This window comes from Agromyces sp. Soil535, assembly GCF_001428255.1.
GTDB lineage: Bacteria > Actinomycetota > Actinomycetes > Actinomycetales > Microbacteriaceae > Agromyces.
In genome coordinates this window covers 315873-332027 of record NZ_LMRW01000023.1, presented here as the reverse complement: position 1 = coordinate 332027, position 16155 = coordinate 315873, and the positions used below count along the sequence as shown (strand labels likewise).

Sequence of the window (16155 nt, the reverse complement as noted above, 5' to 3'; positions counted from 1 at the left end):
CGACAACGCGCGATGCGGGTTCCCAGCCATCTTAGGTTCGCACTGGAGCCACCCGCACATCATCGCCCACTCACCGAGCACCTCGACTCGCGGGGGGAATGAGCCGGACTGATAGCCGGTTGCACGGGAGGAGAAGAGGGAGAGCATGACGGACGTACTGATCGACCGCCCCGAACTGGAAGGGCTCGGCACGTACGAGTTCGGCTGGGCCGACTCCGACGTCGCCGGGGCATCCGCGCGCCGCGGCATCTCGCCCGAGGTGGTCGCCGACATCTCCGGGCTGAAGGATGAGCCCGAATGGATGCTCCAGCGCCGCCAGCGCGCGCTGCAGCTCTTCGAGCGCAAGCCCATGCCGACGTGGGGCGCCGATCTGTCGGAGATCGACTTCGACAACATCAAGTACTTCGTCCGTTCCACCGAGAAGCAGGCCCAGACCTGGGAAGACCTGCCCGACGACATCAAGAACACGTATGAGAAGCTCGGCATCCCCGAGGCGGAGCGCCAGCGCCTCGTCGCCGGCGTCGCCGCGCAGTACGAGTCCGAAGTGGTCTATCACCAGATCAACGAGGAGCTCGAGCGCAAGGGCGTGATCTTCATGGACACCGACACGGCGCTGAAGGAGCACCCCGAGTTCTTCGAGGAGTACTTCGGCACGGTGATCCCCGCTGGCGACAACAAGTTCGCGGCGCTGAACACGGCAGTGTGGTCGGGCGGGTCGTTCGTCTACGTGCCGCCGGGCGTGCAGGTCGAGATCCCGCTGCAGGCCTACTTCCGCATCAACACCGAGAACATGGGCCAGTTCGAGCGCACGCTGATCATCGCCGACGAGGGCAGCTACGTGCACTACATCGAGGGTTGCACCGCCCCGATCTACAAGTCGGACTCGCTGCACTCCGCGGTCGTCGAGATCATCGTGAAGAAGAACGCGCGCGTGCGCTACACGACGATCCAGAACTGGTCGACCAACGTCTACAACCTCGTGACCAAGCGGGCGACCGCGGCCGAGGGCGCCACCATGGAGTGGATCGACGGCAACATCGGTTCGAAGGTCACGATGAAGTACCCGTCGATCTTCCTCATGGGCGAGCACGCCAAGGGCGAGACGCTCTCCGTCGCCTTCGCGGGCCCGGGCCAGCACCAGGACGCCGGCGCCAAGATGATCCACATGGCGCCGTACACCCAGTCGTCGATCGTCTCGAAGTCGATCGCCCGCGGCGGCGGCCGCGCGGGCTACCGCGGCGAGGTGCGCATCGACGCGAACGCCCACCACGCGGCGAACACGGTGCGCTGCGACGCCCTGCTCGTCGACACCATCTCCCGCTCCGACACGTACCCGTCGATCGACATCCGCGTCGACGACGTGCACCTCGGCCACGAGGCCACGGTGTCGAAGGTGAGCGAGGAGCAGCTCTTCTACCTCATGTCCCGGGGCCTCCCCGAAGACGAGGCAATGGCGATGATCGTGCGCGGCTTCATCGAGCCCATCGCGCGCGAGCTCCCCATGGAGTACGCGATGGAACTCAACAAGCTCATCGAGATGGGCATGGAAGGATCGGTCGGCTAGGAATGCCCGCCCAGATGACCAGCACAGCCATGCCCACTGCCGAGCAGCACGGCTTCCGGCCGCACTCGGACGGCGCATTCGTGCCCGTGCAGACCCGCTCGGAGCGCTTCCGCTCGGTGAACGTCGAGGACTTCGCCCCCGTCACGGGCCGTGAGCACGAGTGGAAGCTCTCGCCCGTCGCCGCGTTCGCCGACCTCACGAGCGGTGTGCTCGACGGCTCCCGGGTCGAGATCGAGACGACCGTTCGACATGCTCAGGACGGCGCGGATGCCACAGGCGTCGACGTCTCGTGGATCGGCCGCGACGACGCCCGGGTCGGTCGCACCGGCATCCCCGAGGAGCGCGCCTCCGCGAACGCGTGGTCCACCTTCGGCGAGGCGCTCCTCATCACGGTGACCGGAGAGGACGAGAAGACCGCCGCCGTCACGCGACACGGGCTCGGTGACGCGCCTCGTGCCGCCCACACCGTCATCGAGGCGGCGCCCAACAGCCGCGGCCTGATCGTGCTTCGCGGCACCGGCGAGGCCCGCCTGAGCGAGAACGTCGAGATCGTCGTCGGCGAGGGCGCCTCGCTCACCGTCGTGTCACTCCAGGAGTGGAGCGACGACGCCGTGCACCTCGCGAGCCACTTCGCGCGCCTCGGCCGCGACTCGTTCCTCAAGCACATCGTCGTCTCGCTCGGCGGCAAGGTCGTGCGGGTCAACCCGTCCACGCACCTCGCGGAGCAGGGCTCCGACGTGGAGGCCCTCGGCCTCTACTTCGCCGACGCCGGCCAGCACCTGGAGCAGCAGGTCTTCGTGCATCACGACGCACCGCACACCCGCAGCCGCGTCACCTACAAGGGCGCCCTCCAGGGCGCGGGTGCGCGCACCGTCTGGGTCGGCGACGTGCTCATCGGCAACGCCGCGGTCGGCACCGACAGCTATGAGCAGAACCGCAACCTCGTGCTCACCGACGGCACACGCGCCGACTCCGTGCCGAACCTCGAGATCGAGACCGGCGACATCGAGGGAGCCGGCCATGCGAGTGCGACCGGCCGATTCGACGACGAGCAGCTCTTCTACCTCATGGCGCGCGGCATCCGCGAGGACGAGGCGCGCCGTCTCGTCGTGCGCGGGTTCCTCACCGAGGTCGTCCAGAAGATCGGTTCGCCCGACCTCGAGAAGCGGCTCATCGCCGCGATCGAGGCCGAGCTGGAAGGGCGCTGACGTGGCATCCGTTCGTGTCTGCACCGTCGACGAGCTCGGCGTCAACGAAGCAGCCCGCTTCGTGGTCGAGGGTGTCGCGATCGCCGTCGTGAAGGACGCCGCGGGCGACATCTTCGCGATCGGCGACACCTGCACCCACGGCGACATCTCCCTCGCCGAGGGCTTCGTGGAGGACGACACGCTCGAATGCTGGGCGCACGGCTCCAAGTTCTCGCTCAGGACGGGGAAGCCGCTCACCCTGCCCGCCTACGAGCCCGTCCCCGTCTTCAAGGTCGACATCGAGGGCGGCGACGTCCTCATCGACCCCGCGGTCAAGCTGACCGTCTGACCCTTCCTGCTCCGGCCCGGAACGGCCGCAATCGAAAGAGATCCCCAACCAACATGTCTGTGCTCGAGATCAAGAACCTCCACGTCAACGTCGAGACCGACCAGGGCACCCGCGAGATCCTCCGCGGCGTCGACCTCGTCGTCAACGAAGGCGAGATCCACGCCATCATGGGCCCGAACGGCTCCGGCAAGTCGACGCTCGCCTACACGATCGCAGGTCACCCGAAGTACCACGTCGTCCAGGGCGAGATCCTGCTCGACGGCGAGAACGTGCTCAAGATGACCGTCGACGCGCGTGCCCGCGCCGGCCTCTTCCTCGCGATGCAGTACCCCGTCGAGATCCCCGGTGTCACCGTCACGAACTTCCTCCGCACCGCGAAGACCGCGATCGACGGTGAAGCGCCCGCGATCCGCGGCTGGGTGAAGGACGTCCGCGAGTCGATGTCGAACCTCAAGATGGACTCGGCGTTCGCCGAGCGCAACGTCAACGAGGGCTTCTCGGGCGGCGAGAAGAAGCGCAACGAGATCCTCCAGCTCGAACTCCTGAAGCCGCGGTTCGCCGTCCTCGACGAGACCGACTCCGGCCTCGACGTCGACGCGCTGAGGATCGTGTCCGAGGGCGTGAACCGCGCGAAGGCGAACACCGGCCTCGGCATCCTCCTCATCACGCACTACACGCGCATCCTCCGCTACATCACGCCCGATTTCGTGCACGTCTTCGTCGGCGGCAGGATCGCCGAGCAGGGTGGCCGCGAACTCGCCGACCGCCTCGAGGAAGAGGGCTACGACCGCTTCCAGGTCGCGGAAGCCGCGGCCGAGTAGGGCCCGGGTAGAATCGCACCATGGTCACCTCACTCGCACCCGAGCGCTTCGATCAGGTCACCGAGGCGCTCAAAGACGTCATGGACCCCGAGCTCGGCGTGAACGTCGTCGACCTCGGACTCATCTACGACCTCGGGTGGGATGAGGAGCACGACGCGCTCGTCATCCACATGACGCTCACGAGCGCCGGATGCCCCCTCACCGACGTGCTCGAGGAGCAGACGGCCGAGGCGCTCGACGGCGTCGTCGACGCGTTCCGCATCAACTGGGTGTGGATGCCGCCGTGGGGCCCCGAGCGCATCACCGACGACGGGCGCGACATGATGCGCGCGCTCGGGTTCGCGATTTAGGCGTTCACGCCAGCCCGCGACGGGCGAGCAACGGCTCGATCGACGGAGCGCGGCCGAGCAGCGCGCTGATCGCCTCCCCGGGGTCGCGCGAACCGCCGGGCGCGAGGATCTCGCGACGGTAGCGGTCGCCGTTCTCGCGAGTCGCTCCACCGCGCTCCTCGAACCACGTCATGATGTCGGCGCCAGGCACCTCGCTCCAGATGTACGAGTAGTACCCCGCGTCGTAGCCGCCCGCGAACACGTGGGCGAAGTACGTGCTCGCGTAGCGCGGTGGCACGAGCGGGTCGTCGAGCCCCGCGTCGGCGAGGGCCGCGCCCTCGAACGCCGCGACATCCGTCACCGCGGTCTCCGCGTCGAGGCGGTGCCAGGCCTGGTCGAGCACGGCCGCGGCGAGGTACTCGGCGGTCTCGAAGCCCGCGTTGAACCCGCGCGCCGCGAGCAAGCGGTCGACGAGGTGCTGCGGCATCCGCTCGCCGGTCTCGTGGTGGACGGCGTAGTTGCCGAGCACCTCGGGGCGGAGCATCCACAACTCGTTCACCTGGCTCGGAAGCTCCACGAAGTCGCGGTAGACGTTCGTGCCCGCCTGCGACGGATACCGCACGCGGGCGAGCAGGCCGTGCAGCGCATGCCCGAACTCGTGAAAGAGCGTCTCGGCTTCGTCGAAGGTGAGGAGCGTCGGCTCGCCATCGGCCGGCTTGGGGATGTTCAGGTTGTTCACGACCACCGGGAGGTCGCCCGTGAGGTCCGACTGCTCGACGAGCGAGCTCATCCAGGCGCCGCCGCGCTTCGAGTCGCGCGTGTACGGGTCGAACAGGTGCAGGCCGACCGGCGTAGCGTCCTCCTCGAAGACCTCGTAGACGCGGGTGTCGGGGTGGAAGCCCACGAGGTCGTCGCGTCGCGCGAACCGAAGTCCGTACAGGAGGGTCGCGGCGTGGAAGACGCCGTCGACGAGCACGCGTTCGAGCTCGAAGAACGGGCGCAGCGCCGAGAGATCGAGGTCGTGCCGCTCGGCGCGCACCTGCTCGGCGAGGTACGCCCAGTCGGCGGCGACGGGCTCGCGGGCGCCCCGCTCGGCGGCGCGAGCGGTGAGCTCAGCGCGCTCGCGGGCGACATTTCGCATGGCGGGCGGCGCAAGCTCGCCGAGGAGCGCGGCGACGGCCTCGGGGGAGCCGGCGGTCTCGCCGGCGGTCACGGCGGCGGCGTGGTTCGCGAACCCCAGCAGGCGGGCCCGCTCGGCGCGCAGGCGCACGATCTCGAGCAGGGTCTCGCGCGTGTCGTGAGTGCCGCCGCGGCATCCGCGAGCCCTGGAGGCGGCGAGGAGCCGGTCGCGCACGCCGGGATCGGCGAGCACCGCGAGGGCGGGCTGGCCCGTCGGGAGCACCAGCGTGAGGAGCCAGCCGTCGAGTCCGCGGGACTTCGCCGCCTCGCGCGCGGCCGAGACGGCCCCGGCGTCGAGCCCGTCGAGATCCGCTTCACGTGTGAGGTGCAGCGCGAGGTCGTTCGTGTCGGCGAGCAGATGCTGCTGGAACGCCGTCGTGAGCGATGAGAGCCGTTCGTTGAGCGCGGTGAGCCGCTCCCGGTCGGCGGCCGCGAGGCCGGCGCCGGCGAGCACGGCCTCGCGATGCGTGCGCTCGAGCAGGTACGCCTGATCGGGATCGAGGCCGAGCTCGTCGCGCAACTCGTGCAGCTCGCCGATGCGGGCGAACAGGCGTGGATCGAGCCTGATCGCGTCGCGGTGCGCTGCGAGCCGCGGCGCGAGCTCCGCTTCGAGCGCATCGATCGCCTCGTTCGTGTCGGCCGAGCTCGCGTTCTCGAGCACAGGCAGCACCCGCCGCAGCAGCGCGCCCGAGCGCTCGAGCGCCACCAGCGTGTTGTCGAACGTCGGCGGTGCGGGATCGTTGGTGATGGTCTCGACCTCGGCGCGCTGCTCGCGCATACCGGTCTCGGCGGCCTCTCGGTAGTGCTCGGGTCGCACGAGGGCGAACAAGGGCAGCCGGTAGGGGAGCGGACTCGGTTCGAGGAACGGATTCGACGGGGCGCCCATCCGACCACCTTATGGCGTGCGTGCCGGATGCCGCGGCGGTCGTAGGCTCGGAGTATGCAGCGCGACGGGCAGTCCATCGAGTCCGCACCGGCCGAGGTGTACACGCACGGCCACCACGAGAGTGTCCTCCGCGTCCACTCGTGGCGCACCGTCGACAATTCGGCTGCCTACCTCGCACCGCACCTCCAAGCCGGCGCGCGTGTGCTCGACGTGGGCAGCGGCCCCGGCACGATCACGATCGACCTCGCGCGGCGAGTGCGGCCCGGCCTCGTCACCGGGATCGATGCGGCCGCCGACGTCGTCGCCCGCGCATCCGGGCTGGCCGCGAGCGAGCGCGTCGAGAACGTCGAGTTCCGCGTCGGCGACGCCTACGCGCTGGAGTTCGCGGATGCCTCGTTCGACGTGGTGCACGCGCACCAGGTGCTCCAGCACCTCGCCCGGCCCGTGGATGCGCTCAAGGAGTTCCGCCGCGTCCTGAAGCCTGGTGGACTCGTCGCCCTGCGTGACGTCGACTACGGCGGGGTGATCTGGAGCCCCGCGTCATCCGGCCTCGACCGATGGCTCGAGCTCTACCACGACGTCGCCGTCGGCAACGGCGGCGACCCCGACGCGGGCCGGCACCTGAAGCGCTGGGTGCGGGAGGCCGGGTTCGCCGAGATCGAGGCCGGCGCCTCGACCTGGGTGTTCTCCTCGGCGCTCGAACGCGAGTGGTGGGGCAACTCCTGGGCCGAGCGGGCGACGCAGTCGCAGTTCGCAGCCCACGCGATCGAGTCCGGGCACTCGAGTCGGGTGGAGCTCGCACGCATTGCCGCGGCCTGGCGCGACTGGGCGGCCGACGACGACGGCTGGCTGCTCATGCCGCACGCCGAGGTACTGGCGCGAGCCTGAGCTTTTGCCACTGCCATCGCGGCTGCGCGACGTGCGCGCGGGCACGGGCGGGCCGGCGGCTACCAGTCCTCGTCGGCGTCGTGCGCGTCGACGATGGCGTCGCTCACCGTCGTGCCGTCGTCGAGTTCGACGATCGGCCGACCTTCGAGCCAGGTGAGCGTCCAGTGGCGTCCTTCGCCGTCGCCGGCGTGAGTGGCCTCCGCGGCGGCGATCCGCGGGCGCAGGTCGGCGGGCACGGATGCCGGGGGCTCCACCCCGAACGCCCACCGCGTGCCGAGTCGCATCACGCGTCCATCTCGTACGTGACCCAGGTCGTGCGCTGGGCGACCTCGTCGTAGAGGCGCTGCGCCTCGGCGTTGTCGGCTGCGGTGATCCAGCTCACGCCGCCGGTTCCCACCTCGCGGGACCGCGCGTGCACGAACTCGATCAGTGCACGCCCGATGCCGGCGCCGCGCGCGTCGGCGTCAACGTACAGATCGTCGAGTTGGATGCCGCGCGTCGCCTTGAGGGTGTCGGGCACGACGCGGAACTGCGCGAGGCCCACGGGCGTCCCCTCCTCGTCGACGGCGAGCGCGGCCTCGAGCGGGTCGTGCTCGTCGCGGATCCAGGTCCAGACGATGAGCGCCTTCGCGTCGTCGAGGTCGGTCTCGTAGAACCGGCAGTACGCCTCGAACAGGGGCAGCCATCCGAAGAAGTCCTCGTCGCCCGCCATGCGGATCTCGTGTGTCATCGCGTTCCCCTTACGCCTGCGGTGCCACGAGCACGATGTCGCGCACCTCGAACTGCTCCGCCTCCGCGAACGACAGCGACGCGATGCGGCCCACCGCGCGGAGGTCGGATGCCGCGGACTCGAGCAGCGTGATCGCCGCCGCAGGAGCGGCGATCACGGCGCTCGCGACCGGCGTCTTCTGCGACGCCTTCGCGTCGGTCTTCGCGCGGCGGATGCCCGTGAGCGCGAGGCTCGCGAGCTCGAGGAGCTCGACGCCCGCCTCCCTGCGCGCGGACACTTCGTCGATCGTGGGCCAGGGCGCGCGGTGCACCGAGCCGTCGTTCGACCAGCTCCAGGCCTCCTCGGTCGCGAACGGGATCACCGGCGCGAACAGGCGCAGCAGCACGCTGAGCGCGGTCTTCAGCGCCGCGACGGCCGAGGCCTGCTCGGGGCTCGGCTCGCCGTACGCACGCTCCTTGACGAGTTCGAGGTAGTCGTCGCAGAAGGTCCAGAAGAACGTCTCGGCGACCTCGAGCGCCCGGGCGTGCTCGTAGGCGTCGAGGGCCCGGGTGGCGCTCGCGACGACATCGGACAGCTCGGCGAGCATGCTGCGGTCGACCGGCACGGTGACCGGGGCATCCGCCCGGCCGTCGAAGCCGAGGATGAACTTGGCCGCGTTCAGCACCTTGATCGCGAGGCGGCGGCCGATCTTGACCTGGGTCGGGTTCTGGGGGTCGAACGCAGCATCGGTCCCGAGCCGGCTGGATGCCGCCCAGTACCGCACCGCGTCGGAGCCGTGCTGTTCGAGCAGGCCCGCCGGCGTCACCACGTTGCCCTTCGACTTCGACATCTTCTTGCGGTCGGGGTCGACGATGAACCCGGATATCGCAGCGTTCGTCCAGGGCGCGACGCCGTGCTCGAGCTCGGCGCGCAGCGTCGACGAGAAGAGCCAGGTACGGATGATGTCCTGGCCCTGGGGGCGCAGCGAATACGGGAAGACGAGGTCGAACAGCTCGGGATCGCGCTCCCAGCCGCCCGCGAGCTGCGGGGTCAGCGACGACGTCGCCCACGTGTCCATCACGTCGTGCTCGCCCACGAATCCGCCTGCCGCACCGCGCTGCGACTCGTCGAATCCTGGCGCGGGTGTCGAGGACGGGTCGACGGGCAGCAGGTCGCGGGTCGCGACGATCGGCTCGTCGTAGACGGGGTTGCCGTCGGCGTCGAGCGGGTACCAGACGGGGATCGGCACGCCGAAGAAGCGCTGGCGCGAGATGAGCCAGTCCCCCGAGAGGCCGCCGACCCAGTTCTCGTAGCGCACGCGCATGAAGTCTGGGTGCCAGTCGATGCCGCGGCCGCGCTCGAGGAGTCGCGACGCGAGCGCATCGTCGCGCGCGCCGTTCACGATGTACCACTGGCGGGTCGAGACGATCTCGAGGGGGCGCTCGCCCTTCTCGAAGAACTTGACCGGGTGGGTGATCGACGTCGGCTCGCCGATGAGGTCGCCGGAGCCGCGAAGCTGCTCGACGACCGTCTGCTTCGCCGAGAACGTGGTCTTGCCGGCGAGCTCTGCGAACGCCGCGCGGCCCGTGTCGGAGCTGATCGCCTCGGGCGCGTCGGTGACGATGCGGCCGTCGAAGCCGATGATCGCCCGGTTCGGCAGGTCGAGCTCGCGCCACCACACGACGTCGGTGATGTCGCCGAAGGTGCAGATCATCGCGATGCCGGTGCCCTTGTCCTTTTGCGCGAGGTGGTGCGCGACCACCGGCACCTCCACGCCGAACACGGGCGTCGTCACCGTGCTGCCGAAGAGGGGCTGGTAGCGCTCGTCGTCGGGGTGCGCCACGAGTGCGACGCAGGCGGGGATGAGCTCGGGACGGCTGGTCTCGATCTCGATCGTGCCGCCGTCGTGACGGTGGAAGCTCACGCGGTGGTACTGGCCCGCCTGCTCGCGATCCTCGAGCTCGGCCTGGGCCACGGCCGTGCGGAAGGTCACGTCCCACAGGGTGGGCGCGAGCGCCTGGTAGGCCTCGCCGCGCTCGACGTTGCGCACGAAGGCGAGCTGCGAGGTGAAGATCGCCTCGTCGGCGATGGTGCGGTAGCTCTGCGTCCAGTCGACGGAGAGCCCGAGCGTGCGCCAGAGCGCCTCGAACTGCTGCTCATCCTCGACGGTGAGCCGCTCGCAGAGCTCGATGAAGTTGCGGCGGCTGATGGGCTGCTGGTCGGCGGCCTTGGTGCTCTTGTTGTCGCCGCCCTCGAACGGCGGAACGAAGTCGGGGTCGAAGGGCAGCGTCGGGTCGCAGCGCACGCCGTAGTAGTTCTGCACGCGGCGCTCGGTGGGCAGGCCGTTGTCGTCCCAGCCCATCGGGTAGAACACGTGCCGGCCGCGCATCCGCTGGTAGCGCGCCGTCAGGTCGGTGTGCGTGTAGGAGAACACGTGGCCGATGTGCAGTGAGCCCGACGCGGTGGGCGGGGGCGTGTCGATCGAGTAGATCGACTCTTTCGTGGCCGCGCTGCGCTCGAACCGGTACGCGCCCTCGCGCTCCCACGCGTCGCCCCAGACCGATTCGAGTCCTTCGAGCGCTGGCTTGTCGGGAATGCGCGACGTGTCGGTCATGAAAGCTCCGGTTCGATATCGGCGGCACCGTGTCCGTCAAGAGGTGCCTGAATGTGCGACGATCCAGCCTACCGGAGACCGCCTTGCCCACTCGAAACGGCGGGCAGGGCGGAAGTCGGGCGCCGCGGCCTACGCGGCGGGCGCAGGCTCGGGCGTCGCTACCATGTCGGGATCGCCCACCTCGGGAACATGCCGCATCCGGGCCGCGGCCCACGCGGAGACGAGCGTCACGGCCGCGAGCGGTGCGAGCACGACCCCCGGGTGCCACCAGACGTATCCGGTCGCCTCGCCGATGAGCGCGGTGACGAAGGGGATGAACCCGCTGACCGCCGCCGCGACGGCGTAGGCCACCGACAGGGCCGAGTACCGGTAGTGGTCGATGAACAGGTCGTTCATGAGCCCGCCGAGCGCCGCCCACGACATGGTCGGCAGGATGCCGCCGACGATCATGGTGCCCACGAGCACCGGGAAGCTCGCGAACTGGAGCAGCCAGTACATCGGGAACGTGATGAGGAGCGTGCCGAGGGCGCCCCACGCGACCACCCGGGCCGAGCCGACGCGGTTCGCCCACGCGCCGAACAGGGGGATGGTGACGAGCTGCAGCAGGCCGCCGATCGTCGTGGCCACGAGCAGATCCTGGAAGCTGAAGCCGAGGGTCGTGGTGCCGTAGTTGATCGTGTACGTGTTCATGAGCGAGTACGAGCCGATGCCGAGCAGGGCCGCGCCGAACGCCACGAGCAGGGCGACGGGCTGCCGGGCGAACATGGTCGCGAACGGCACTCGGTCGCGGCGGTGCTGGGCGACGACGGCCTTGAACACCGGCGTCTCGTCGATGGAGATGCGGAGGTACAGCGACACGGCCAGGAGGGGCAGCGCGAGCAGGAACGGGATGCGCCAGCCCCATGCCGCGAGCTCCTCGGCCGGCAACACGAGCGTCATGACGATGAAGACGGCGGCCGAGAGGATCGAGCCGACGGGGGAGCCCAGCTGCGGCACGGATGCGTAGAACGCCCGCTTCACGGGGCTCGCGTGCTCGCTGGCGAGCAGGATCGAGCCGCCCCACTCGCCGCCGAGGGACAGGCCCTGGGTCACGCGGAGCAGCACGAGCAGGACCGCACCGAGCCATCCGGCCTGCGCGTACGTCGGCAGGAAGCCGATGAGTCCGGTGGCCACGCCCATGATGCCGACGGTCCAGAGCAAGGTCGCGCGACGGCCGAGCCGGTCGCCCATGTGGCCGAAGATCGCCGCGCCGATGGGGCGCACGACGAAGGCGACGCCGATCGTCGCGAAGGCCGCCAGCGTGCCGCCGAACTGGCCGAGCGGGTCGAAGAAGAGCGGGCCGATGAAGAACGCCGAGAAGTAGGCGAAGACGTAGAAGTCGAACGATTCGAGCGAGGTGCCGACCATGGAGGCCCAGGCGACGCGTCGGACGGAGAGCGGGCGCGTCGGGGTCGTCGGTGCGGGAGTGGCGGTGGTCACGGAGGAGTCCTTGTTGGTCGATTCGCGATGAGCCCGACGAACCGGCCGGTGCCGGTGTCGCCCGGCCGGGTGCGGTAGGTGGAGCACCGGGCCGACGGGGCGTTCGGGGGAGCGGGGGCGCCCCGACGACGCGGCTCGCACTCATCTTGGCAGCGGGCCGAAGGCGGGACAAGCTACTTGTTCGACTTCAGATAGCACAATATGATCAAGGCTGTGCTGATCCGTCTCGATCCGACCCGCGCGACACCGATCTTCGACCAGCTCGCCGCTTCCGTGCGGGCCGCCATCATCGACGGCCGCGTCATCGGCGGCGAGCGTCTGCCGGCCGCGCGCGACCTCGCCGACTCGCTCGGGGTGAACATGCACACCGTGCTGCGCGCCTACCGCGTGCTCCGCGACGAGGGACTGATCGAGCTGCACCGGGGCCGCGGAGCCGTGGTCGCGGTGCGCATCGGCGGCCACGCCGCCCTTGCGGGCGCCATCCACGACCTCGTCGACGAGGCGAAGCTGCACGACCTCCCCGAGAGCGCGCTGCTCGCGCTCATCAGCGAGGCCTACCGCTGGACGCCGTCAGCGCCCGGCGTGCTCCGCACCGCGCCGACACGGTAGTCTTGAACACAACGACGTCGATCCGGCCATCACCGGGGAGTCTTCGGAAGAACGCGAACGGATGCCGCGTGGCATCCGCTCGTCACTAGAACCGAACGGGCGGCCCGTCACAGCCGGAACGAGGGGCCTCGGCATCCGCGGATGTCGTGGCAAGCGAGGTGGTACCGCGGCGGCGCTCGATCGAGCGGCCGGCGTCCTCGCGAGAGCATCCGTCCCCGCAAGGAGCGAGCGTGTACCCCCGTACCCCAGACGACCACGGCGTCGCACCCTCACCCGACTTCCCCGCCATCGAGCGGGAGGTCCTCGCGTTCTGGAAGCAGGACGGCACCTTCCAGGCCTCGATCGATCAGCGCGAGGGCGCACGGGAGTGGGTGTTCTACGACGGGCCGCCCTTTGCGAACGGGCTCCCGCACTACGGGCACCTCCTGACGGGCTACGCGAAAGACGTGTTCCCCCGCTTCCAGACCATGCGCGGGCACCAGGTGCACCGCCGGTTCGGCTGGGACACACACGGTCTGCCCGCCGAGCTCGAGGCAGAGCGCCAACTCGGCATCACCGACAAGAGCGAGATCGAGGAGATGGGCATCGCGGCCTTCAACCAGGCCGCACGCGACGCCGTACTCCGCTACACCGAGGAGTGGCAGGCCTACGTCACCCGCCAGGCGCGCTGGGTCGACTTCGAGGACGACTACAAGACGCTCGACCTCACCTTCATGGAGTCGGTGATCTGGGCCTTCAAGACGCTGCACGACAAAGGCCTCGCCTACGAGGGCTACCGCGTGCTGCCGTACTGCTGGCGCGACCAGACGCCATTGTCGAACCACGAGCTGCGCATGGACGACGACGTCTACAAGATGGTGCAGGACCAGTCCGTCACCGTGACCTTCCCGCTCACGGGTGCGAAGGCCGAGTCGCTCGGGCTCACCGCGGTGCGCGCCCTCGCGTGGACCACCACGCCGTGGACCCTGCCCACGAACTTCGCCCTCGCGGTCGGCCCCGACATCGAGTACGCCGTCGTGCCCGCCGGGCCGAACGGCACGCCCGACGCGACCGTCAACCGCGAGCACGTTGGAAGCACGGACACCGAGGTGCTCGGCGCCGAGTACCTCATCGCCCGCGACCTCGTCGGGAACTACGCCAGGGAGCTCGGCTACGACTCCGCCGACGACGCCCGCGCCGCGGTCTCGCGCACGGTGCGCGGTGCCGAGCTCGACGGCGTCACCTACGACCGGCTCTTCGACTACTACGCCGACGTCGAGCACTACGGCGTCCAGAACGCCTGGCAGATCCTCGTCGCCGACTACGTCACCACCGACGACGGCACGGGCATCGTGCACCAGGCGCCCGCGTACGGCGAGGAGGACCAGAAGATCGGCGAGGCGGCCGGCATCCCCGTGATCATCTCGCTCGACGACGGGGGCCGGTTCCTGCCGGCCGTCACGGATGTCGCGGGCCTGCTCTGGAGCGAGGCGAACAAGCCGCTCACCCAGCTCCTGAAGGCCGAGGGCCGCCTCCTCCGCCAGGCGAGCTACGAGCACTCGTATCCGCACTGCTGGCGATGCCGGAACCCGCTCATCTACAAGGCGGTCTCCAGCTGGTTCGTCCGCGTGCCCGAGTTCCGCGACCGGATGGGCGAACTGAACCAGGAGATCAACTGGGTCCCCGACAACGTGAAGGACGGCCAGTTCGGCAAGTGGGTCGCGGGCGCACGGGACTGGTCGATCAGCCGCAACCGCTACTGGGGCTCGCCCATCCCGGTGTGGAGGAGCGACGACCCCGAGTACCCGCGCGTCGACGTGTACGGCTCGCTCGAGGAGCTCGAGCGCGACTTCGGGCGTCTCCCGCTGAACGCCGCGGGGGAGCCCGACCTGCACCGGCCCTACATCGACGAGCTCACCCGACCGAACCCCGACGACCCCACCGGCGGGGCCACCATGCGCCGCATCCCCGACGTGCTCGACGTCTGGTTCGACTCGGGCTCGATGCCGTTCGCACAGGTGCACTACCCGTTCGAGAACCAGGAGTGGTTCGACACGCACCACCCCGCCGACTACATCGTCGAGTACATCGGCCAGACGCGCGGATGGTTCTACACGCTGCACGTGCTGTCGACGGCGCTGTTCGATCGACCCGCCTTCGAGAACGTCGTGAGCCACGGCATCGTGCTCGGCAGCGACGGCCAGAAGATGTCGAAGTCGCTGCGCAACTACCCGGATGTCACCGAGGTGTTCGACCGCGACGGCGCCGATGCCATGCGCTGGTTCCTGATGTCGAGCTCGGTGCTGCGCGGTGGCAACCTCATCGTCACCGAGGAGGGCATCCGCGAGGGCGTGCGGCAGGTGATGCTGCCGCTCTGGAGCACCTGGTACTTCTTCTCGCTCTACGCCAACACCGCGCGCGAAGGCGGCTACGAGGCATCCCGCCGAACCGACTCGGACGACGTGCTCGACCGGTACCTGCTCGCGAAGCTCCGCGACCTCGTGGTCGCGGTCACCGCCGACCTCGAGGACTTCGATTCGCCGCTCGCCGCCCAGAAGCTCCGCGACTTCGCCGACGTGCTCACCAATTGGTACGTGCGGCGCTCGCGCGACCGGTTCTGGGCCGGCGTGGGCGACGACGGCTCGGGCACCGAGGCGTTCGACACGCTGTTCACCGCACTCGAGACGTACTCGCGCCTCGCAGCGCCGCTCCTCCCGCTCGTGACGGAGAGGGTCTGGCGCGGGCTCACGGGAGGCCGCAGCGTGCACCTGGCCGACTGGCCCGACGCCGAGGAGTTCCCCGCCGACGACGCCCTCGTCGCCGCCATGGACTCCGTGCGCGAGATCAGCGGCGCGGCGCTCGCGCTCCGCAAGCAGGCCGGCCGCCGCGTGCGGCTGCCGCTTGCGAACCTCACGGTCGTCACCGCGGATGCCGCGGCGCTCGCGCCGTTCGAGGGGATCCTCAGCGACGAGCTCAACGTGAAGTCCGTCGACCTCGTGACGCTCGACGGGTCGAGCGCGGCGGCGTACGGCGTCACGAAGCGCCTCAGCGTGAACGCGCGTGCTGCGGGTCCGCGCCTCGGCAGGACCGTGCAGCAGGCCATCCAGGCGGCGCGGGCCGGCGACTGGTCGCTCGACGGCGACACGGTCGTCGCGGGCGGCATCGCGCTCGAGCCGGGGGAGTACGACCTCGTGCTCGAGGCGGGCGGATCGGGCGACGGCGAGGGCGCGCTCGCGCTGCTCTCCGACGGCGGCTTCGTGATCCTCGACACCGCCACGACGCCCGAGCTGGAGGCCGAGGGCCTCGCGCGCGACGTCGTACGGGCCGTGCAGGAGGCGCGGAAGGCGGCCGGCCTCGAGGTCGGCGACCGCATCCGGCTCGGCCTCATGCTCGACGACGGCGGCGCGACGGCCGCGTCGGCGCACCGCGACCTCATCGCGCGCGAGACCCTGGCGGTCGAGCTCGACATCGAGACGTCCGTCGACGTGTCGGGCGCCGCCGCGGCGCGCCCGGTCGGCGACGGATCGTCGCTCCTCGTGGACCTGGAGAAGCTGTGACCGAC

13 protein-coding genes are annotated in these 16155 nt (G+C 70.0%); 8 read left to right on the top strand and 5 right to left on the bottom strand.

Going from position 1 to position 16155, the window contains the following annotated elements:
* Window positions 1–145 precede the first annotated feature (145 nt).
* From sufB to ASG80_RS14585, 5 genes are read left to right on the top strand one after another with little or no spacing between them, the layout of a single operon-like run.
* Window positions 146–1564, top strand: a complete 1419-nt coding sequence (gene sufB, locus ASG80_RS14605; protein ID WP_056731928.1) for a Fe-S cluster assembly protein SufB — start codon at window positions 146–148, stop codon at window positions 1562–1564.
* 14 nt (window positions 1565–1578) lie between these two features.
* Window positions 1579–2772, top strand: coding sequence for a Fe-S cluster assembly protein SufD (gene sufD, locus ASG80_RS14600; protein WP_162256638.1), 1194 nt, complete (start codon window positions 1579–1581; stop codon window positions 2770–2772).
* Window position 2773: 1 nt separating this feature from the next.
* Complete coding sequence (locus ASG80_RS24160) at window positions 2774–3100, top strand: non-heme iron oxygenase ferredoxin subunit (RefSeq protein ID WP_056731926.1); 327 nt, start codon at window positions 2774–2776, stop codon at window positions 3098–3100.
* A 53-nt stretch (window positions 3101–3153) separates the two neighbouring features.
* Window positions 3154–3921, top strand: a complete 768-nt coding sequence (gene sufC, locus ASG80_RS14590; RefSeq protein ID WP_056731925.1) for a Fe-S cluster assembly ATPase SufC — start codon at window positions 3154–3156, stop codon at window positions 3919–3921.
* Window positions 3922–3941: 20 nt separating this feature from the next.
* The gene (locus ASG80_RS14585) at window positions 3942–4271 is read left to right on the top strand and encodes a metal-sulfur cluster assembly factor (protein WP_056731923.1); all 330 of its coding nucleotides are present in this window, start codon (window positions 3942–3944) and stop codon (window positions 4269–4271) included.
* A 4-nt stretch (window positions 4272–4275) separates the two neighbouring features.
* Here ASG80_RS14585 and ASG80_RS14580 read toward each other — a convergent pair whose 3' ends face one another.
* Window positions 4276–6315, bottom strand: coding sequence for a M3 family metallopeptidase (locus ASG80_RS14580; RefSeq protein ID WP_056731921.1), 2040 nt, complete (start codon window positions 6313–6315; stop codon window positions 4276–4278).
* A gap of 54 nt (window positions 6316–6369) precedes the next feature.
* Here ASG80_RS14580 and ASG80_RS14575 point away from each other — a divergent pair, with 54 nt between their 5' ends.
* Window positions 6370–7203 (top strand): methyltransferase domain-containing protein, encoded by an 834-nt coding sequence (locus ASG80_RS14575; RefSeq protein WP_056731919.1) that lies wholly within the window; start codon window positions 6370–6372, stop codon window positions 7201–7203.
* 59 nt (window positions 7204–7262) lie between these two features.
* Here the strand turns inward: ASG80_RS14575 and ASG80_RS14570 are convergent, their stop codons facing one another.
* From ASG80_RS14570 to ASG80_RS14555, 4 genes are all read right to left on the bottom strand, one after another.
* Complete coding sequence (locus ASG80_RS14570; RefSeq protein ID WP_056731916.1) at window positions 7263–7487, bottom strand: hypothetical protein; 225 nt, start codon at window positions 7485–7487, stop codon at window positions 7263–7265.
* Window positions 7487–7933, bottom strand: a complete 447-nt coding sequence (locus tag ASG80_RS14565) for a GNAT family N-acetyltransferase (protein WP_056731914.1) — start codon at window positions 7931–7933, stop codon at window positions 7487–7489. The genes ASG80_RS14570 and ASG80_RS14565 overlap by 1 nt, the downstream gene beginning before the upstream one ends.
* Window positions 7934–7943: 10 nt before the next feature.
* Window positions 7944–10526, bottom strand: a complete 2583-nt coding sequence (gene valS / locus ASG80_RS14560; RefSeq protein WP_056731912.1) for a valine--tRNA ligase — start codon at window positions 10524–10526, stop codon at window positions 7944–7946.
* A 129-nt stretch (window positions 10527–10655) separates the two neighbouring features.
* Complete coding sequence (locus ASG80_RS14555) at window positions 10656–12005, bottom strand: MFS transporter (protein WP_056731911.1); 1350 nt, start codon at window positions 12003–12005, stop codon at window positions 10656–10658.
* Between the two features lie 213 nt (window positions 12006–12218).
* On the opposite strand from ASG80_RS14555, the gene ASG80_RS14550 reads away from it, so the two are divergent.
* Complete coding sequence (locus tag ASG80_RS14550; RefSeq protein ID WP_056732185.1) at window positions 12219–12614, top strand: GntR family transcriptional regulator; 396 nt, start codon at window positions 12219–12221, stop codon at window positions 12612–12614.
* 230 nt (window positions 12615–12844) lie between these two features.
* Window positions 12845–16150, top strand: a complete 3306-nt coding sequence (gene ileS / locus ASG80_RS14545) for an isoleucine--tRNA ligase (RefSeq protein WP_056731909.1) — start codon at window positions 12845–12847, stop codon at window positions 16148–16150.
* Window positions 16151–16155: the final 5 nt, after the last annotated feature.